Source organism: Paraburkholderia sp., from assembly GCF_035656215.1.
Taxonomy (GTDB): Bacteria; Pseudomonadota; Gammaproteobacteria; order Burkholderiales; family Burkholderiaceae; genus Paraburkholderia.
On record NZ_DASRSY010000384.1, the window covers coordinates 1 to 17667 of the forward strand.

Genomic DNA, 17667 nt, shown 5'->3' on the forward strand with positions numbered 1-17667 from the left:
CGAGAATCGCGGTGGTCTGGCGCAGCACGTCTTCGCTATGGATGGCCCACTGCTCCGCTTGCGTCGCGTCGGACTGCGCCTTGACCAGTCCGGACAGCAGCGCCAGTTCGAGGAGGGCCGGAATCGCGATCAGCAACAGGCCTTTAGTGGTCAGTCTCATGCGTACGCATTGGAGGTCGATGGCCGGCAGATCGTGCACGGGACGGCACATTATGTCGGCGTTTGGGCAGGAAGACAAAGACGACACGCCACGGACCAGACTTCTTCCGCCAAATTCAGCCCCCTGTGCTGCCAATGCGCATACACCGTCAGGCTTTTGAATTAAACGTAAATCAAATCGAATATTTTGCCCATGTTTGGATCACGGCGTCCGTCATGGAACCGACGTGCACTTTTATTGTGCTTTCATTGCTGTTAGCGGTGCAAGGCCTGGCGCGTGGCTCGATCGACAGCGACTGACACGAAACCCATCCCGGTGCGGCTTTGCACCTGATCGACGCTTTCCGGCACAAGTTTGGCCCGCTTCTTGCATTCAATGCCCGTTTTTTTGGCATAAGCGGGACACATCGATGGAAAGTCTGAAAACCGGCACCGACACCCTGTTCCTTTTGCTAGGTGCCGCGATGGTGCTGGCCATGCATGCGGGGTTTGCGTTTCTCGAACTCGGCACGGTGCGCAAAAAGAATCAGGTCAATGCGCTGGTCAAGATTCTGGTGGACTTCTCGGTCTCGACGATCGCGTATTTCTTCATCGGCTACACGATCGCCTATGGCGTGCAGTTCTTCGGCAGCGCCGAGTCGCTGGCTGCGCACAATGGCTATGCGCTGGTGCGCTTCTTCTTCCTGCTGACCTTCGCGGCGGCGATTCCCGCGATCGTGTCGGGCGGCATCGCCGAGCGCTCGAAATTCAATCCGCAGCTGTTTGCCACTTTCGTGCTGGTCGGGTTCATCTATCCGTTCTTCGAAGGGATCGTGTGGAACGGCCGCTTCGGCATTCAGAACTGGATCACCCAGGTGTTCGGGGTGCCGTTTCACGACTTCGCCGGCTCAGTGGTGGTGCATGCGTTCGGCGGCTGGGTCGCGTTGCCGGCCGTGCTGCTGCTCGGCGCGCGCCACGGCCGCTATCACCGCGACGGCGGTATCGCCGCGCATCCGCCGTCGAATATTCCGTTTCTCGCGCTGGGCGCATGGGTGCTGGCGGTCGGCTGGTTCGGCTTTAACGTGATGAGCGCGCAGACCATCGACAAGATCAGCGGCCTCGTGGCGGTCAATTCGCTGATGGCGATGGTCGGCGGCACGCTGACTGCGTGGCTCGCGGGTCGCAATGACCCCGGCTTCACGTATAACGGCCCGCTCGCCGGGCTGGTTGCGGTATGCGCCGGCTCCGACGTGATGCATCCGCTCGGCGCGCTGGTGACGGGCGGCATTGCGGGCGTGCTGTTCGTCACCATGTTCACCTGCGTGCAGAACCGCTGGCGCATCGACGACGTGCTCGGCGTGTGGCCGTTGCATGGTCTGTGCGGCGCGTGGGGCGGCATCGCGGCCGGCATCTTCGGTCTGCATGCGCTCGGCGGCCTCGGCGGCGTATCGTTCGGCGCGCAAGTGGTCGGCACGCTGGGCGGCATCGTGGTGGCGACGCTCGGCGGTACGCTCGTGTACGGGGGCATTCGCATGACGGTGGGCTTGCGGCTCGACCAGGAGGACGAGTACAACGGCGCGGACCTGTCGATCCACAAGATTTCGGCGACGCCGGAACGCGAAAGCGTCGGCTGACACATTCGCCGCAAAACACCGCTAGCGGCGCGCCGGATGTTTCGCGTCCGGTTGCCCGCCGAGCATGCCGAATTCGATCGGGCAACGCGTGAAGAACACCGGCACGCTGCCCTGCCGCACCGCCTCGATCAACGTTTCCGCCTCCGCCTCGGTGACCGCGAAGATCACCTGCTGGGGCTGATCCGCCAGTTCGAAGAAGCGCGCGGCATGCCGCCCGCCCGCGTGGCCGATGCCTTCGGACGCCGCCACGACGGTCGCGCCATGAATGCCGGCGTGCTTCGCGATCGACAGCAACCAGTCCACGACCAATTGATGGTGATGGCGCCTGTTCTGCTCGGTATAAAACGTGAGCTGGTATCCCTTCATCATCTCGGCCTCCCGCGCAGCCGCAGTCAACCCACAGCAAACACTCGCTGGTCCTCTTTTTATTGTAGGTCGCGCCCCCACGTCACGCAGACCGCACGCGCTCGCGTCCCAGAAGCGCCCACCTGTCCCCCAATGGGGCCGCCGATGCTAGACTTGCGCGCTGGAGATGGCATTCTCCCTTAACCGCCCTTGTGGCTGATGATGCCTGCTTCGCCCGGATGACGACGGACGCGGCATCGCGCGTCCCCATCAGCCCGGTTTGTCGACCTTTTCGCTTCGCCAGGGCAATTTTCATGTATTGGTCCATTCTCGCCGTCGGCATCGGTGGTGCACTCGGCTCGCTGTTCCGCTGGTTCCTCGGTATCCGCCTGAACGGCCTGTTCGCCGGCTTGCCGCTCGGCACATTCGCCGCCAACGTGATCGCCGGTTACGTCATCGGCGTCGCGGTCGCGGGATTCGCGCGGGCGCCGCAGATCGCGCCCGAATGGCGGCTCTTCGTCATCACGGGCCTGATGGGCGGTCTCTCGACTTTCTCGACCTTCTCAGCGGAAGTCGTGCAGCGCTTGCAGGACGGACGGCTCGGCTGGGCGGCCAGTGAGATCGTCATTCATGTGGGCGCGTCGCTCGTGATGACCATCCTGGGCATCGCAACCGTTTCGTTGCTGGCGCGCTGAAAAACGAAGCGGGATGCGTCAGTCGATGCCCAACCGATCGGCTAGCAGTCCGATGCATTGAATGTCCGCAGGAAGTCGAGGAGCGCTGCCGTCACCGCGTCCGGTGCCTCCTGCTGTATCCAATGGCCGATGCCAGGGAGCAGTGCGCTGGAGACAAGGCCCGGCAAGTTCTCCGAATGGGTCGCATAGGCGTCACGTCGCCAATTCAACACAGGGTCCCGCGCGCCCGCGAGAAACATCGCCGGTTGTGTGATGCGTTCGCCGGCAAAAGCGCCGAGCAAGCCCCAGTTCCGATCAAGATTGCGATACCAGTCGAGCGGCGCACGAAAGCCACGGGCGAAAGCCGCGGTTTGCAGGCTAAGGTCCTCCAGCGTCAGCCAATCCGGCAGACCGGAAGGCGCCGGGAAAGTAGCAAGAAATCCACTCTCGGCGACCATACCGTTCCAGAGCGGATCGGGCGCGGCGCCAGAGAGGCCCCAGTAAATGCGGCGGAGGCTTTCCGCCGGATCCTCGTCAAGTTCCGCCTCGGCGCGGCCCCGCGGTTCGAACCAGAGCCAGTAAAAGCGCTCCCGCCCCAGGCGACGCAGGGTCGCGAGCGGCGGAGAAGAAGTGCGAGGGATGAACGGAACCGACAGTCCTGCGACGCCGATAAACCGGTCAGGCCGCAACATGGCTGCCGTCCAGGCCACGACCGCGCCCCAGTCATGACCGACGATCACTGCTTTCGGATGCCCGAGCGTATCGAGCAAGCCGACCATGTCGCCCACCAGATGCAGAATCGTAAAGTCGTCGATCGCTTCCGGGGCGCTGCTGCCGCCATAGCCCCGCATATCGGGCGCGATCACACGATATCCCGCCTCGGCGAGCGCCGGCACCTGATGGCGCCAGGAATGCCGCGATTCAGGGAATCCGTGGCAGAGCAGGACCGGCATACCGCTGCCGGCGATGTCGGCTCGTAGCGCGATCCCGTTGGTGGAAAAATCCCCTGTCTCGATTCGCATCATGTAGTACCCGCCATCAAGGTTTGCATTTTTGGGCCGCAGCTGGAATGCGAGCCCCCAGTCTATCAACAGCGCGACGCCCACCACTTCGCGAGCGCCCTCCGCGCCCCGCGCCAATCCAATCTTCGCTGATTCTCCAGGGTTAACGTCGCTATCCGAGCGATTTCGGACAACTTATGCTGCACCTCACTTACCAAACCGTCCGGTCGGTTAATTAATAAAAATAAAAGCTTTGTCCTCAACCAGGAGATATGAATGGCAAATCAGAATGTCAGGCACTTGGACGGCGCGCGCAGGCGGATCACCGAGTCTTGTTTGGTATGGGGCATCGCCAGTCTTTGCAGCGTATTTGTCGCTGCGTGTGGAAGTGACGGCGTGACACCTCCCACTGTCGCCGAGACTAACGCCTCCAAATGCACCTCGCTCAACGGCCAAACCATCGGTGGAATCCAGATTACGGCCACGAAGCGCACCGAGGCGAGCGGCAACGTTCCTGCCTACTGCAAGGTTAACGCGACCGGCGCTCACGGCACCACGCTCGACATCGAGGTCGATCTTCCGGATAACTATGCAAACCGGTTATTCCACCAGGGCGGGGGCGGTTTCGACGGATCCATTCCAACCATCGAATCTGTCAACCTCACTTACCCTCTCACCAGACCGTTGCAACGCGGCATGGCTTTCACGGCTTCAAACGGTGGCAACCGGGACGGTAATCCTGCCGATTTCATCACCGATGCGACCCAAAAACAGGACTACTCGTACGCCGCGCTCGGCACCACTGTACATTTTGCCAAAGCGGTGATTACCGCCTTCTACGGTCAGGCACTCAAGTACACCTACTTCGAAGGCGCATCGAACGGCGGCCGCAACGCTTACCTCGTCGCGCAGGATTGGCCAGGCGATTACGACGGCATCATCGCCGGCTCCGAAACAATGAATATGGCGACGCAAACCATGGCATGGCTGAACATGGCTTCCAAGGTCGGGACGCCCGCCATGCCCAGCAGCGCGCAATGGACGGCAGCCTATCAGGCAGCGTTGCAACAATGCGGGAACGCAAACGGCGTGATACTGAACCCCGACGCCTGCACCTACGATCCCGCTCCACTTCAATGCGGAACCGCTGGCGCGCCAGCAGCGACCTGCCTCACACCGGCCCAATTGCAGACGGTCAGGCAAGAGATCGGGGCGCTGGATACAGGTAGCGGAACGCTGCTCTATTCCGGTTACTACTGGGCCGACTTCGGCAGCTCGGTCGGTGTCGGCGCGTATGCCACGCTCGGAGGCGGATTCGCCGGGATCGCGACAGGTAACGGCAATTGGCTCTTCCCGGCAACTGCCGCAGGAAGTTTGCAGGCAACCTTTAACGTCGACAGCGCCTATCCGGTCATCGCCGCAGGTCTGCAAAGCGCAGGAGCCGATCACAGCCTTCAGGCTATCGCCCAATATCTGGCTTCGGGCAAGAAGCTGATCTCGTTCCACGGCGGCGCCGACCCGCTGCTGTCGGCTCGCGACCATATCCGCAACTGGCTGGCAATGACGCAACTCGCGGGATCGGCGGCCAGTAACGCGCGGTTCTATCGTGAGGCTGGTGTGGGTCACGTCGAAGGCGGCAATGGACCGGATCAGTTCGACTACATTGGCCCGATGATCGCCTGGGTTGAGCAAGGCGTCGCGCCGGGTCAACTGACTATGACCAAACTCGACACGAACGGCAACGTGACAGCCACGCTGCCTGACTGCCCGTATCCCCTGGTGCCGCACTACAACGCGGGAGACATCAATCAGGCAGCCAGCTATAGCTGCGCAAGCAGTTAAAAGCGCAACGACCGTTTGCCTGCTGCCGCTGACGGCCCACACGAAGGGACTGTGGAACGCGACGATGCCAGCACATCTCGCCGAGCGCGAGCCCCACTCAACGTACCAGGAATCCATACTTGAGTGGATCGCGCTCGTCGATGATCCAGTTGGCGAATCCGCACACATGGGCTGAACCTTCGATCTCGGGGATCACGGCCGGGAACATGCCGAGTTGCGTTTCAGCTACAACACGTGCGCGAAACACGGTGCCAATCACCGATTCATTCACGAGTACGTCGTCCCGACCGATCTCGCCACGCAGATAGAGTTGCGCCACACGGCCCGCCGTGCCCGATCCCGTCGGCGAACGGTCCACCTCCCGGTCCGCGAAAATGCAACAGTTCGCCTGAGTCGATTCGGGAAATCTTGGCGCGCCGTGAATGATCGTGCCGTAGATATGATTGATTTCCGGAATCTCCGGGTGCACGAGCGGAAACGCCTGATTGGCGGCAATCTTGACTTCCGCACCGAATTGTTTGAGCGCATCGACCGACGACTCACGAATGGCGAGGCCGTGCGGCGCGCCGTCTGTGTAGAAATAGAACGCCCCGCCGAATGCGATGTCGCCGGTCACCGTCCCGTAGGTCGGCGTCTCGACGCTCACGTCGCGCCTGTAAATGAACGAGGGTACGTTAATGAATCGCACCCCGTTCGCGTGCATGCCGTCCCACTTGACGAATGCTTCGATAAAACCACACGGTGCGTCGATACCGACACGCGTCTCGGGCGATTCGCGCTGCACCCAGCCGAGCTCCACCGCGGCCGTTGCCAGTGCGATCACGCCATGTCCGCAGTGGTCGCTATATCCTTCGTTGTGCAGGAAGATGACGCCGAAATCAGCCGTGAGTGACACGGGCGGCGTGAGATAACCCCCGTACATGTCCGCGTGTCCGCGGGGTTCGAACATCAGGGCCTGGCGAATATTGTCCGCATGTTCACGTACCCAGGCACGGCGCTCCACGATCGTGTTGCCTTGCAGGCGCGGAAGGCCCGACGTGACGATCCGGAACGGCTCGCCGCCGGTGTGGACTTCGACGGTGCTGATTGTGCGGCTGACCTGCATATTCCTCTCCCTCCTCTGCGTGATATCGGCGCGTCATTATGGATGCCGTGCGGCGTGAGTTATGCTGCGACGGGCTCGCGCAATTGTCTCCCTCTTTCGTGCGAGAAACTAGCCACTCACTTTCAGCAACACCGGATCGTTGCGATACAGATCGGGAAACAGCCGCTTCAGTTCGCTCACCTTCGGCAGATCGTTAATCGCGATGTACGGGTAGTCACCCAAGGGGAATATCTGTTCGCTGACGGGTACGCCGTGCGGACCATCCAGCACTTCCGCTATCCGGGCGTTTGTTATTGACTCAGTCCAACAGGGCCTGGCCCGATCGAACGGCACGCCGTTGCTGACTTCTCGACATCAAGATGATTCCCACGACCATGACCGCCGCAATGACCAGCGAAGAAGTGATTCGGCCCAGTTCCAGCCCACCTTCGCTATAGGGTTTGGTGAGCGTATCGCCGAGGGTGGCGCCAAGGGGGCGAGTGAGGATGTACGCAATCCAGAAAAGCGCACTGGGCGGGACCTTCTTTAGCCAGAAGTGCGCCGCGGCCACGACGACGATCAGGCCGGCGAACACCAGCGCGCCGCCGTCGAATCCCAGTCCTGCACTGGTTGCGACGAAGTCGCCAAGTGCAGTCCCGAGCGTGTTGGAAACCAGAATCGTGAGCCAGTAAAAAACTTCTTCCTTACGCGTCGCAATGTTCTCGAACTCGACCCTTCCGACGACGCGGCGCCAGATGTAAAGGATCAGCAGAACACCGCAAAACAGCATGACGGATGATTTCACGTAACCAAGGCCGACGGTGCGATCAAGGTAATCCGAAGTCGTCGTACCGACGGTCGTTGTGGCGACCACCACGAGCCAATAGACGAAGGGGTGATACCGTTTAGACGCGATCTGGGCCGTCAATGTGACGAAGAAAAATGCGAGGAGGATGATGCTGCTCATCGCATAACCGAGTTTCAACGTCATCGAAAGGGCGTCGCCGCCGGTCTCGCCAACCGTAGTCGCGAGAATCTTGACTGCCCAGAACATCAAGGTGATCTGAGGGACTTTACTGGCTGGATCGGTCTCGCGACACCGATCTGAATCTTGAATGCTGGTCATCACATGGTTCCTTTGTCAGGTGTCTTGACGCGTATATCAACAAGACGGCACATAGCGGGTGCAACTCCTTCAGGCTGATCGGAAGACCACGCCCCCCTGAATGGAGAGCGGGCAGCCTTTGCCGGGTACGCGCTTACTGCGTGGCAAATACCGATACGCCTGGGCTGGAAAATTCAGCCGACGCGCCGCCCGCGTGCGGCACGAACACCCGGTGCAACTCACCATCTACCGCGACCGAGTGCGCGTGAATTCCGGCGGGGACGCTACCAAGGAAGTGCCGTGTGGTCGCGTCGACGACGCCGAGCGCCGAGTCGAATTTCGCGTCTTTCCGGCCGACCTGAGAAATGCCGTCAGCAGAGTGGTGGCCAGCGGGAAGGAAATAGCGCTTCGAAACCGGGTCATAGGTGACCTGGTCTGCACCGCCGAACGGCAATTCGGCAAGTGTCTTGCCGTTGCTGCGATCGATGATCAACGTCAACTGCTTGCCCCCCTCATCGGGATCGCACCCAATCAGCGCATCGTTGCCCGGTCCGATTGCGATGCCGGTTGGCGCGTCGCACCCTTTGAGCGCAAATACCTTCGAAACGGCGGGCTTTCCTGCAAGAACGGACGCAACAGGAATGACATCGGCTTCGCCTTTCGGATTCGCCTTCGTTCCATCGTTGTTCAACATGAAGTTCCTGTTCTTCGGGTCGTACGCGCACGCTTCGAGACCAGTGGAGTCAGCGAGAGAAAGTTTGCCGACGACCGCTTGAGTCTGGGTATCGATGAAGGTCGCAAACGGTGGCTTTTCGCCGCCGCTCGAGTACATCACGAGGTGGTGCTCCGGGTCGAGGCAACCTTCGTCGGCGCGAATCCCTGACGTACTGACCGCGATCGTCTTGACCAGCTTCTTTTCCGACACGTCGATCAGCTTGACCGAATTGACGTCTCCCACGTAGACCAACGACGTGCCCGGGACCGGCGTCACACCCGCCGGCGCGGAGGTATCGAAGCTCTTGCCAACGCCGGCAAAATCCCCGGGAATCTGCGCAAGCAGCGTCATGGTCCTGGCGTCGAATACGTCTAGTGCAACGTTCGATCCGTCGGCGAGGTAGTACTTTCCGTCTGCGGTCGCGCTTGTGTCGAAGGCAAAGTGTGTCGCCACTTTGATCGGGATATTAGCGGTCCACTTCGGCAGACTGTCCGCCGATTCGGCACCCCAGACGCAAACGCCAAACACCATCGTCCCTGCAACCACCATCCCGGCATATGCTCGTTTCATTTGTTGACTTCTCCATCAGTTGTTAAGGTTTCAAGACGCGTCACGGCTGAATCCGACAATCGACGCAATTAAAAGGAGTGGACGATACCGATGCGAACGTCGGCTTGCTGACCCGTCGACGACGGCGCAAATGCCTCGCCGAGAACTGCATCGACGCCGGCCGATGCTTTCACGTAGTCCGACGAGATATAGATCTGCGTTCTCTTGGAGAGGGCATAGTTAGCCGCTGCCGTCACCTGATTCCATTTGTAGCCCTGAAAACCGGTGTGCTGGTAGCCGACGACAAACTGCAAAAAAGGGTTAGCCTGATACGTCGCCCCACCCTCATAGACGTGCATCACGGAGGCCTCGCCCTGGTACTTCAGCGTCGTGTCGGTAAAGTTGCCGTAAAGGGTGAAATCGCCGATCGCATACGAAGCGCCGATGCCGAACGTGGCCAGCGAATGGAGCGTGAAGGCCGGCTGGAGGTCGGTGGCCGAATTGCCGGTTCCCGTCACGGTCGGTACGCCAAAGAAGGTGCGCAAACCGATCTGCGCGTATGGGTCCAGCGTCGGCGTGGCCTCGAACGTATAGTCCGCGCCGATCGTCAGGGGTCCGTTTGCGTACTGTCCGCCCACGCTCCACGCGCTGCCGTTATGGAAGTTTCCCGCCGTATTACTGAAGCCATACATCGCGGCGAACTGGAATCCTTTGATGGTCGGGCTGGTGTATTTGACGGAGTTTGGCATCCGGTCGTTGTTGGTGTGGTCGAAGTCCCCTTGATGGACCGCATAGCCACTGCCGAGCGCGCTAACGTTGAACTGGTTGAAAAAATCGAAGGCCATGTCGTACTGGTAACCCATGGTGATCCTGCCGTAATCCGTCTCCAGGCCAATCAAGGCCTGGTGCGCGAATTCCGTATTGGCGGGAAGCATTTTCCCGCTGTTCAGATCGAACAGACCTTCAAGCTTGAACACCACCGTGTTACCGCCACCTAGATCCTCGTGACCGGCGAGGCCCCATATGTTCGGGTACAGCACACCACTATCAAGCTTCGTGTTGTGACCGCCTCCCTCGTTGTCCACGAACGTCAGACCTTCGTCGATTCTGCCGTACAGCGTGAGGGTGCTTTGAGCGTGGACAGCCTGGCTCATTAACGCAAACAACGTTGCTGCACTCAGGGCGAGCTTATTCATTCATCGTCTCCACAATTTATTTTTTTGAGGCAAAACGGTGCCCTCCCTCGCAAGAGGGAAATCTGTTCCTGTGTGGAACTGCCCGGCGGGCCGCCGGGAGCAACTGATATCGGGGTCTAGCCGCTAACCGTCGAACCGGTATAACGTGGAATCAGTGCGAAAACGGATCTCGTCGCTCAGGCTGTTGCTGACTACCAGATAGTGCTGACCGTTGTCGACGAAGCTGGTGGCGTCGGTTGCGCCGGACGTCGCGAACTCACCCACCCGTTCGAAGCGCGCATCCCGCCACTGGAAAATTTCTGATTGCGGCATGACAACCGGTGCTTTAGGCGTGCCGGTGATAAAGCACACGCGCACCAGATAGCGCCCCTCTTTGCCGTCGATCAGACATAGCTCGCGCCCACCCGGGCCGCCCAGCATCTGCATATCGACAAACTGTGCACCGTCGAAACGATAAAGCGTGGTGTGTTTGATCAGGTTCGCGTGGATCATCCATAACGCGCCCTCTGCTTCGAAAAAGCGGAATGCACGACCGCCGTTTTCGTCGAACGTTTGCAGCGGCACAAACTTCTCGCCATCCCAGCGACTCACCGACGATCCACTGACATGGTCCGCATACGCGAGATAGTGCTCGCCACCGAACGACACGAACGCGAAGTTGTAGCCCCACCGTCCATTGAAAGTCTGAAGTGGCACGAAGCGTTCGCCATTCCATTCGAACAGGCACGATTCGCGTGGATGTTTCGGCACGACACCGTCGACCACCACGCCTTGCGCCAAGGCGAGGAAATGACGCGAGTCGAACGAAAAGGCAGACCACTGTTTCGCCGCGAATACTGGAAAGCTTTGCAATGGCACCCATGCGTCGACGACGCGTTCATACACGACAGCGTCGGTATCGAGATCGTACGGGCCCTTGCCGCTGCGAATGCCGGCCGCCGCGAGAAAGCGCCGGCCGTCGATCTCGAAGTACTCGAGGTCTTCGCCACCCGGCAATGACAGCGCTTCATGCTCGATGAAACGGCCGTCCTGCCAGCGGTAGATCGGCGCTTCGATGTCACTGTCGCCACCGTTCATGTAGGGCGCCTCACCCGGCACATCGCGCGCGAGTTGTGGCACGCCGAGAAAGGTGCCCTCGTCCGTCACAAAGACTTCAACTGCACGCGCGCCGCTGGTGGGCAGTTGCTGCAGCGTCGTCAGCAGCCCCGCGCCCAATTCAGTTTTTGCCATTTCCCGCTTCTCCTAACTCCGAACCCGTGATCGCAAACGATGCAGTCGGCGTGACCTCGCCACCCTCTTTCTCGCGCGGCCGCAGCACATTGGCAAGACACAGGCCCAGCGCGGCGCCTACCGCGAGAATCGCCGCCAGTATGAAAAGTGTTTCGAACGACAGATGCTGCGAAAGAAGCATGCCGCCGACCACCGGCCCGACGATCGAACCGATGCGTCCGACCGCCAACGTCCAACCGACACCGGCCGCGCGCACGTTGGCGGGAAAGAGATAGCTGGCAATCGCCGGAAACGTCAACTGCCCGCCGACCAGAAACGCGCCGACTGCAAACAGCATCGCGAGCGCGATATTCCCCGCACCGATGATCTGGCCCAGGGCCACCGTCAACGCCGCGCCGCCCAGAAAGGAAATTGCCACCGGCATAAATGGACCACGTTTGCCGACCAGGGTCGAAATCACCAGCGCGCCGCCGATAGCCCCCAAATTGAGCAACACCGAACCGAGTGCGGCCCGCCCCGGTTCGACACCGTTCATGTTGAGAATGGTCGGCATGAAGCTGACGAGGAAGCCCGACAGGATCATGCTCGACAACACGCTAACCCACAGCGCCAGCGTCGCCGGGAGCCGGCCGCCAGTGAACATGCTGCCGACTACGTTCAGACCGCGCGCCGCCGCGTGCTGCCGCGCGGCTGCTCGTTCAGCGCGGCTGACGGTTTGCGCCGGAATCACGAGCAGCACCGGGATCAGCGCAAGCAACGCAAATGTGCCGCCCATCAGAAACACGAACGGCCAGCCGAAGCGCACCATCAGCGCCGCGGTGATCGCGCCGCCCACCACCGCGCCGAGCGGAAAGCCGATGAACATCAGAATCACCAGCGAAGAGCGGCGTTGCGGCGAACTGCTCTCCGCCGTGATTGCCGCAACCGGCGGAATTGCTCCGCCCATGCCGAGGCCGCCGATAAAGCGGAGCGCGGCCAGCATCGTTGCCGAGGTGGAAAAAGCACAACCAAGCGTGAAAATGCCCGTTACGGCGAGCGCCAGCAGCAGCATCGGGCGTCGACCGAAACGGTCTGCCAGCGGCCCGACAATCAGCGAGCCGAGCACCGTGCCGATGAAGCCGGCGCCAAATACGCGCCCCAGTGTTGCGTGATCGATCTGCAACGACTTCGCCAGCAACGGTGCGACGAACGACAACATCAGCGTGTCGAAGCCATCGATCATCGACACCGCGAAACACACCAGTGTGATGCGCAGCACGTTGCTGACCGGCGAACCCGCCGACGGTTCTTGTGCAAGTGAGTTCATGAAGCCTGTCTCCTTCATCAAGGGCGTTTTTTTATGACCCGCGCGGATGCCCTTGCGCGCGGGTGTTAGTCCGGTGGCCGCTGCTACGATTGCACGGCGCTCGGAAAAGTCACATTCGTAAAACCAGGAATCTCAACCTTTTGCGGCCGATTGCCGTTGCGATACAACTGATCGACGATGTAATCAGCGACGCAGTTGGACAGCAGTTGCGTCGGATCTTCCATGATGCGGCGCAGGCGCGCAGCGGTCGCATCGTGATCGTCAACCGACTTGATGGGCGGCATGCCGTCAGCCGGTGCCGGATCGAACTGATACGGTTGCTGCCCGGGAAACAGCGAACGCGCGACATCGATACTCGAACGGGTGTTGAGCCACAACGCCCGATACGTGCGTTCCAGTTCCGCGAGACCCGCGGCGTCCGGCAATTCGGCGACCGAGAACGACGGCGCGTGCGGCGCGACGAACACGCGTTCCGGCACCAACACGCGATTCGACGCGCACCACACCAGATAGCACATGTTGTTCGACGCCCACGTCACACCGGCAGTCGGCCGGCCCGAGCGGCCGCTGACAAGCACCATCAAGCGGTTCCAGTCGAGTGCCTGCGCGCGCAACCAGTTGCCGATGCGGTAGACGATGTCGAGAAACGCCAGCCCGAAGGTCGCGAACATCACGTCGTTCATCGGCACAGGAAACGCGTTCGTACGTGGCGCGGCAAAGTACTCGTCGTTCAGGCGCGCGAAGGTCAGCAGCGAATGATCTTGCTCGGCCCGATCGAGCAGATCGATCGTCACGCCGCAGGTGTAGTCGACGAGATCGGCAATCTTCTGCTCGTGGCCCGCGAAACTCTCGACCGCGACGTGATCGCGCCAGAGCGCAAGCGAGTTCGCCGCGCGGGTTTCCTGCGCATGGGCACGCAGGTTCGACGCGTCGCGTTGCCACGCGCCGTCGTGCGGCGAAAGTTCACGCATCCGCGCAAGGTAAGCCAGCGCCAGCGGCAGATGCGATACCGCCGTCAACTCGATGAAGCCACGCGTCGATTTGCGAAAGCTCTCGATCGTCGGCGCACGCCCCGCGCCGGGAAACAGCACGATATCGCTGCCGGTCGACACCAGCAATGGATCGTCCGCCTGCTGCTGCGCCATCTGCTCTGTCAGATGCGCGCCGATACTCTGCGGGTCCGACGTGAACGCGCGAAAGAGACCGGCAAACGCTGCGTTGGGTTGGTAGGGCATAGTGGGTGGGTATTGCCTCAATAATCGTTCAGTTGTCGCTCAACCTGTCGCTCAGTAATCGAACAGGCGCGCGGGGTTGTCGGACAGGATCATCTTGTGCACAGCCGGACCGTCGGTCCACGCGCCGAGCAGGTTCAGCAATTCGCCGGTGTCGCGTGTCGAATCGGGAATGTGCGGCCAGTCCGAACCCCAGATCACTTTCTGCGGCGCGGCCTTGATGATTGCTTCGGCCATCGGCGCCACCGCTTTATAGCCGCGATGCCTGGCGATCCGGTACGGCGCACTGAGTTTGAGCCAACAGTTGCCGTCTTTCAGCAAGCTGAGGAGACGGTCGAAATCCGCTTGCGTGAGGCCATCTTCTTCGAGCATGTAGCCCATGTGATCGATGACGAAATCGGTCTGTACGTCGGCGAGAAACGGAATCAGATTGCGCACGACCCAGCCCGGCGCATAGAACTGCACGTGCCAGCCGAGGCTCGAGCACAAGCGGGCCATGCGCGTGATGTACTGCTGGATCTCGGCGGTCGGCAGTCCGGAACGCGCAAACAGATCGAGGCGCACTGCGCGAACACCCGACTGATAGAAGCTGTCGAGCGTCGCCGCGTCCGTGCCCTCCTCGATCATCACGACACCGCGCGCGATCGAACCCGCCACGTGCAGCGCGTCGATCAGACAACGGTTGTCCGTGCCGTAAAAACTCGGCTGGACGATCACGAAACGCTTCAGGTGCAGCACGCTCATCATCTGCAGGTAGTGGGAGAGCTTGCCGTCCGGCAGCGTGTAGTGCGGATGTTCGACTTTCGGGTATTTGTCCTCGGGGCCGAACACGTGCATGTGCGCGTCGCAAGCGAGCGGCGGCATCGTGAACGACGGGCGCGACAGGGTTTCGTAGTCACGCATCGGCGTGGAAATCAGCGGGGTTTCTGCCATGATCTGATAGTAAAAGTTCGAATTAAAGTTGACGTGCCTGCTCGACGCGCTCGCGCAGCGCGGCCAGATAAACATCGCTGTCGATACCGGCGAAGACAAACGGCGCGGCGCCCTCGCGGCGCAATTCGTTGAGCGCCTCGCACTCCGGCATGCCGCCCACGATCACCACCTTGCCGTGCCGCTGCGCGGCCGCGATCACCTTGCGGCACGCAGCCACGACCTCGGGATGCGCCGATTCGCCGGTGTGGCCCAGATCGGCGGAGAGATCGTTGCAACCTAGCGCGAGCACGTCGACACCTTCGATCGCCGCAATCGCATCAGCGGCTTCGACGCCGGCACGGCTTTCGATCAGTACCTTGAGCACGGTCGCCTCGTTCAGACGCCGGTTGAGTTCGCGAGCGGGAAGTTTCTCGAAGTTGACGTAGGGCAGCGTCGCCAGTTGCGAACGCTGGCCGAGCGGCGGAAAGCGCGTGGCGATCACCGCGTCGCGCGCCTGCTCGGCGGTCTCGACGCGCGGCACGATAATGCCGAGCGCGCCGCCATCCAGCACGCGGTTGATGGTGCCGTAATCGCGTTCGGGCACGCGCACCCACGGCATCAGGCCAAGGTCGACCGCGCATGAGCATAGTTGCGACACGGTATCGACGGGGATCGAGCTGTGTTCCATATCCACCCAGATCGTGTCGTAGCCGGCCGCTTTGGCCCAGCGGACTGCATCCGTCGTGCGCGAGGCGCGAATTCCCAGCGCAATGATCTTGTGTCGCGCTCGCAGGCGTTCGACCAGTTCCGCACCGTTCATGCTGTCTCCGTCGTTGTGTTGGTGGAAGACAGTATCGCCCCGGAAACAGTTTTGATTTATTCTCCAGATCAAGCTTATTGATTTACAGAGCAAATCAATGAATATCCGTCATCTGGAATTTTTCGTGGTGCTGGCGCAGGAGCTGCACTTCCGCCGCAGCGCTGAGCGGCTGGGCATTACGCAGGCCCCGCTAAGCCTTGCGATCCAGTCGCTGGAGGCGGAACTGGGCGCGCGGCTCTTCCACCGCACGCGCCGCACTGTCGCGCTGACCGAGGCGGGGCTCGCGTTGCTGGAGGACGCACGGGCGATCCTCGCGCGGATCGAACACGCGAAGGAAAGCGTCTGGGAGACCGTCAGCGGCGAGGTTGGGCGTTTGCGGGTCGGCTTTACCAACGCTTCGACGCTGTCGCCGTTTTTCCCGAGGCTGATTCACGCGTACCGGACGCAGCGTCCGAAGGTCAACATCACGCTGCTGGAGCTGTCGTCGTCCCGGCAGATCGAGGCGATCGAGCAGCGCGAAATTGACGTCGGTTTGCTGCGGATGCCTGAAAGCGCACCACCCACGGATCTGGTGTTCACGCCGCTGATGGAAGAGCCGCTAATGCTCGCCATGCATGCGCGGCATCGGCTCGCCAATGCTCCATCGATCAAGCTGACGGATTTACGTGACGAACCGTTCATCGCCTATCCGCGGCAAGCGGGCGTCGCGGTCCACGAAAAGATTATCGCGTTGTGCGCGAAGCGTGGATTCGAACCTCAGGTCGTCCAGGAGGCCCAACAGGCTTCCACCCTGATCGGACTGACCGCCACCGGTCTCGGTATTGCGCTCGTGCCGTCCACGCTGCAGACCATCGCAGTGCCGGGGGTTGTGTTCAGACATCTGGACGAGACCGACACCATTACTACGCTATACATCGCTCACCGCCATGGGGACGCCAACGCCCGGGCGATGCAGTTTGTGGAGTTGGCGCGGGGTCTTCGGTAAGCTGGCGGCGACGCCGCGACTGCGCGGGTGTGACGACAATGGAACGGTATCAAAGCCGCACCAGTTCATCTTTCATCCACTCGTGGACGGCTCGCCCCAGTTCCTGCTGTGACAGGTCCCGAGGAGAGAATGCCGGGCCGACAACCACACGAATTTGTCCGCGGCCGCTGGGCCAGCCTTTCGCCGGCCAGACTTTGCCCGCGTTGAGAACCACGGGAACAGCAGGCACGCCCGTCGCGCAAGCCAGTCGAACGCCTCCCGATGTCATCCTCAACGGGGCATCGTGTGGCACCCGGGTCCCCTCCGGGAAAATGACGATGACATCCCCCTTCGCCAGCCTCTCAGCGCTTTCCTGCGTCACAGCCTGATGAGCCTGTCGAGCGGAGCCGCGGTTCAGGCTAACCATGTCAAGGCCACGCAGCACCCATCCAAAAAAAGGAATGCGAAGAAGCTCGTCCTTGAAAACAAAACTGATGCGCCGTGGAAAGAGCGCAAGAAATGCGAGTGTCTCCCAGGTCGATTCGTGACGACACAGTAATATCGCTGGCCCTTCAGGAATATGTTCAAGCCCTTCTATCGAACATGAGACTCCCGGCAGCCAGCGCATCACCGCCACCAGTGCACGACACCATTGTTTTGCCAACCAGTATCTGCCAGCCCTGCCGACGAAAGGGAACAGGAGCAGTATGGCCATTGAATACAGTGTCCCGCTACCGAGAACGTAGACGATGAACAGCCATTTGGTGAAAGTCGAACGCATCGGGGCCTGATTCAGATTGGTTTGCGGTGGAACATTCCACCGTTGACAGGTGAGACCATGCCGTGAGAGATGCGTTCGCCAGACCAGAGAAAGCGAACTTCCATCGATCTTCTGCGGGCACGACAAGGCGTGGATGATT

Annotated in this window: 16 protein-coding genes, 1 pseudogene and 1 riboswitch; of the genes and pseudogenes, 4 read left to right on the forward strand and 13 right to left on the reverse strand. The window is 61.0% G+C overall.

Annotation, left to right across the window (positions count from 1 at the left end; all coding sequences use genetic code 11):
* The first annotated feature begins 569 nt into the window (after nucleotides 1-569).
* On the forward strand, nucleotides 570-1772 hold the full coding sequence (locus VFE81_RS22295; protein ID WP_325046666.1) for an ammonium transporter: 1203 nt from the start codon (nucleotides 570-572) through the stop codon (nucleotides 1770-1772).
* Between the two features lie 21 nt (nucleotides 1773-1793).
* Here VFE81_RS22295 and VFE81_RS22300 read toward each other — a convergent pair whose 3' ends face one another.
* The gene (locus VFE81_RS22300) at nucleotides 1794-2141 is read right to left on the reverse strand and encodes a DUF190 domain-containing protein (protein WP_325046667.1); all 348 of its coding nucleotides are present in this window, start codon (nucleotides 2139-2141) and stop codon (nucleotides 1794-1796) included.
* A gap of 150 nt (nucleotides 2142-2291) precedes the next feature.
* A riboswitch (Fluoride riboswitch) is annotated at nucleotides 2292-2353 on the forward strand.
* Between the two features lie 78 nt (nucleotides 2354-2431).
* Here VFE81_RS22300 and crcB point away from each other — a divergent pair.
* Nucleotides 2432-2812, forward strand: a complete 381-nt coding sequence (gene crcB, locus VFE81_RS22305) for a fluoride efflux transporter CrcB (protein ID WP_325046668.1) — start codon at nucleotides 2432-2434, stop codon at nucleotides 2810-2812.
* A gap of 41 nt (nucleotides 2813-2853) precedes the next feature.
* Here crcB and VFE81_RS22310 read toward each other — a convergent pair whose 3' ends face one another.
* Complete coding sequence (locus tag VFE81_RS22310) at nucleotides 2854-3897, reverse strand: alpha/beta hydrolase (RefSeq protein WP_325046669.1); 1044 nt, start codon at nucleotides 3895-3897, stop codon at nucleotides 2854-2856.
* A gap of 171 nt (nucleotides 3898-4068) precedes the next feature.
* Between VFE81_RS22310 and VFE81_RS22315 the strand changes: the two genes are divergently transcribed.
* Nucleotides 4069-5634, forward strand: coding sequence for a tannase/feruloyl esterase family alpha/beta hydrolase (locus tag VFE81_RS22315; protein WP_325046670.1), 1566 nt, complete (start codon nucleotides 4069-4071; stop codon nucleotides 5632-5634).
* Nucleotides 5635-5731: 97 nt separating this feature from the next.
* Here VFE81_RS22315 and lhpH read toward each other — a convergent pair whose 3' ends face one another.
* The 10 genes and pseudogenes from lhpH to VFE81_RS22365 all read right to left on the reverse strand — a co-directional run bounded on the left by lhpH (nucleotide 5732) and on the right by VFE81_RS22365 (nucleotide 15783).
* The gene (lhpH, locus tag VFE81_RS22320; protein ID WP_325046671.1) at nucleotides 5732-6739 is read right to left on the reverse strand and encodes a trans-3-hydroxy-L-proline dehydratase; all 1008 of its coding nucleotides are present in this window, start codon (nucleotides 6737-6739) and stop codon (nucleotides 5732-5734) included.
* Nucleotides 6740-6847: 108 nt separating this feature from the next.
* Nucleotides 6848-6952, reverse strand: a pseudogene (locus VFE81_RS22325) (peptide-methionine (S)-S-oxide reductase); the annotation flags it as partial.
* An 85-nt stretch (nucleotides 6953-7037) separates the two neighbouring features.
* A complete protein-coding gene (locus VFE81_RS22330) occupies nucleotides 7038-7844 on the reverse strand; it encodes a hypothetical protein (RefSeq protein WP_325046672.1) in 807 nt (268 codons plus the stop codon).
* Between the two features lie 133 nt (nucleotides 7845-7977).
* Nucleotides 7978-9108 (reverse strand): hypothetical protein, encoded by a 1131-nt coding sequence (locus VFE81_RS22335; protein ID WP_325046673.1) that lies wholly within the window; start codon nucleotides 9106-9108, stop codon nucleotides 7978-7980.
* A 68-nt stretch (nucleotides 9109-9176) separates the two neighbouring features.
* Nucleotides 9177-10283 (reverse strand): porin, encoded by a 1107-nt coding sequence (locus VFE81_RS22340; protein WP_325046674.1) that lies wholly within the window; start codon nucleotides 10281-10283, stop codon nucleotides 9177-9179.
* A gap of 123 nt (nucleotides 10284-10406) precedes the next feature.
* Nucleotides 10407-11513 (reverse strand): hypothetical protein, encoded by a 1107-nt coding sequence (locus VFE81_RS22345; protein WP_325046675.1) that lies wholly within the window; start codon nucleotides 11511-11513, stop codon nucleotides 10407-10409.
* A complete protein-coding gene (locus tag VFE81_RS22350; protein ID WP_325046676.1) occupies nucleotides 11500-12819 on the reverse strand; it encodes an MFS transporter in 1320 nt (439 codons plus the stop codon). Before VFE81_RS22350 ends, VFE81_RS22345 begins: the two co-directional genes overlap by 14 nt.
* A gap of 83 nt (nucleotides 12820-12902) precedes the next feature.
* The gene (locus tag VFE81_RS22355) at nucleotides 12903-14054 is read right to left on the reverse strand and encodes a DUF5624 domain-containing protein (protein WP_325046677.1); all 1152 of its coding nucleotides are present in this window, start codon (nucleotides 14052-14054) and stop codon (nucleotides 12903-12905) included.
* Nucleotides 14055-14105: 51 nt separating this feature from the next.
* Nucleotides 14106-14984 carry an amidohydrolase family protein gene (locus VFE81_RS22360; RefSeq protein WP_325046678.1) on the reverse strand — a complete coding sequence of 293 codons (879 nt, stop codon included), beginning with the start codon at nucleotides 14982-14984 and terminating at the stop codon, nucleotides 14106-14108.
* Between the two features lie 22 nt (nucleotides 14985-15006).
* On the reverse strand, nucleotides 15007-15783 hold the full coding sequence (locus tag VFE81_RS22365; RefSeq protein WP_325046679.1) for an HpcH/HpaI aldolase family protein: 777 nt from the start codon (nucleotides 15781-15783) through the stop codon (nucleotides 15007-15009).
* 97 nt (nucleotides 15784-15880) lie between these two features.
* On the opposite strand from VFE81_RS22365, the gene VFE81_RS22370 reads away from it, so the two are divergent.
* Nucleotides 15881-16768: a LysR family transcriptional regulator gene (locus VFE81_RS22370; protein ID WP_325046680.1), complete on the forward strand. Its 888-nt coding sequence runs from the start codon at nucleotides 15881-15883 to the stop codon at nucleotides 16766-16768.
* 49 nt (nucleotides 16769-16817) lie between these two features.
* Here VFE81_RS22370 and VFE81_RS22375 read toward each other — a convergent pair whose 3' ends face one another.
* Nucleotides 16818-17528 (reverse strand): lysophospholipid acyltransferase family protein, encoded by a 711-nt coding sequence (locus tag VFE81_RS22375; RefSeq protein ID WP_325046681.1) that lies wholly within the window; start codon nucleotides 17526-17528, stop codon nucleotides 16818-16820.
* Nucleotides 17529-17667: the final 139 nt, after the last annotated feature.

What these genes read in the sequence shown, in the direction of transcription:
- VFE81_RS22295 (WP_325046666.1), top strand. Translation starts at nt 570, where the DNA reads ATGGAAAGTCTGAAAACCGGCACCGACACCCTGTTCCTTTTGCTAGGT.
- VFE81_RS22300 (WP_325046667.1), bottom strand. Translation starts at nt 2,141, where the DNA reads ATGATGAAGGGATACCAGCTCACGTTTTATACCGAGCAGAACAGGCGC.
- crcB (WP_325046668.1), top strand. Translation starts at nt 2,432, where the DNA reads ATGTATTGGTCCATTCTCGCCGTCGGCATCGGTGGTGCACTCGGCTCG.
- VFE81_RS22315 (WP_325046670.1), top strand. Translation starts at nt 4,069, where the DNA reads ATGGCAAATCAGAATGTCAGGCACTTGGACGGCGCGCGCAGGCGGATC.
- lhpH (WP_325046671.1), bottom strand. Translation starts at nt 6,739, where the DNA reads ATGCAGGTCAGCCGCACAATCAGCACCGTCGAAGTCCACACCGGCGGC.
- VFE81_RS22330 (WP_325046672.1), bottom strand. Translation starts at nt 7,844, where the DNA reads ATGACCAGCATTCAAGATTCAGATCGGTGTCGCGAGACCGATCCAGCC.
- VFE81_RS22335 (WP_325046673.1), bottom strand. Translation starts at nt 9,108, where the DNA reads ATGAAACGAGCATATGCCGGGATGGTGGTTGCAGGGACGATGGTGTTT.
- VFE81_RS22340 (WP_325046674.1), bottom strand. Translation starts at nt 10,283, where the DNA reads ATGAATAAGCTCGCCCTGAGTGCAGCAACGTTGTTTGCGTTAATGAGC.
- VFE81_RS22345 (WP_325046675.1), bottom strand. Translation starts at nt 11,513, where the DNA reads ATGGCAAAAACTGAATTGGGCGCGGGGCTGCTGACGACGCTGCAGCAA.
- VFE81_RS22350 (WP_325046676.1), bottom strand. Translation starts at nt 12,819, where the DNA reads ATGAACTCACTTGCACAAGAACCGTCGGCGGGTTCGCCGGTCAGCAAC.
- VFE81_RS22355 (WP_325046677.1), bottom strand. Translation starts at nt 14,054, where the DNA reads ATGCCCTACCAACCCAACGCAGCGTTTGCCGGTCTCTTTCGCGCGTTC.
- VFE81_RS22360 (WP_325046678.1), bottom strand. Translation starts at nt 14,984, where the DNA reads ATGGCAGAAACCCCGCTGATTTCCACGCCGATGCGTGACTACGAAACC.
- VFE81_RS22365 (WP_325046679.1), bottom strand. Translation starts at nt 15,783, where the DNA reads ATGAACGGTGCGGAACTGGTCGAACGCCTGCGAGCGCGACACAAGATC.
- VFE81_RS22370 (WP_325046680.1), top strand. Translation starts at nt 15,881, where the DNA reads ATGAATATCCGTCATCTGGAATTTTTCGTGGTGCTGGCGCAGGAGCTG.
- VFE81_RS22375 (WP_325046681.1), bottom strand. Translation starts at nt 17,528, where the DNA reads ATGCGTTCGACTTTCACCAAATGGCTGTTCATCGTCTACGTTCTCGGT.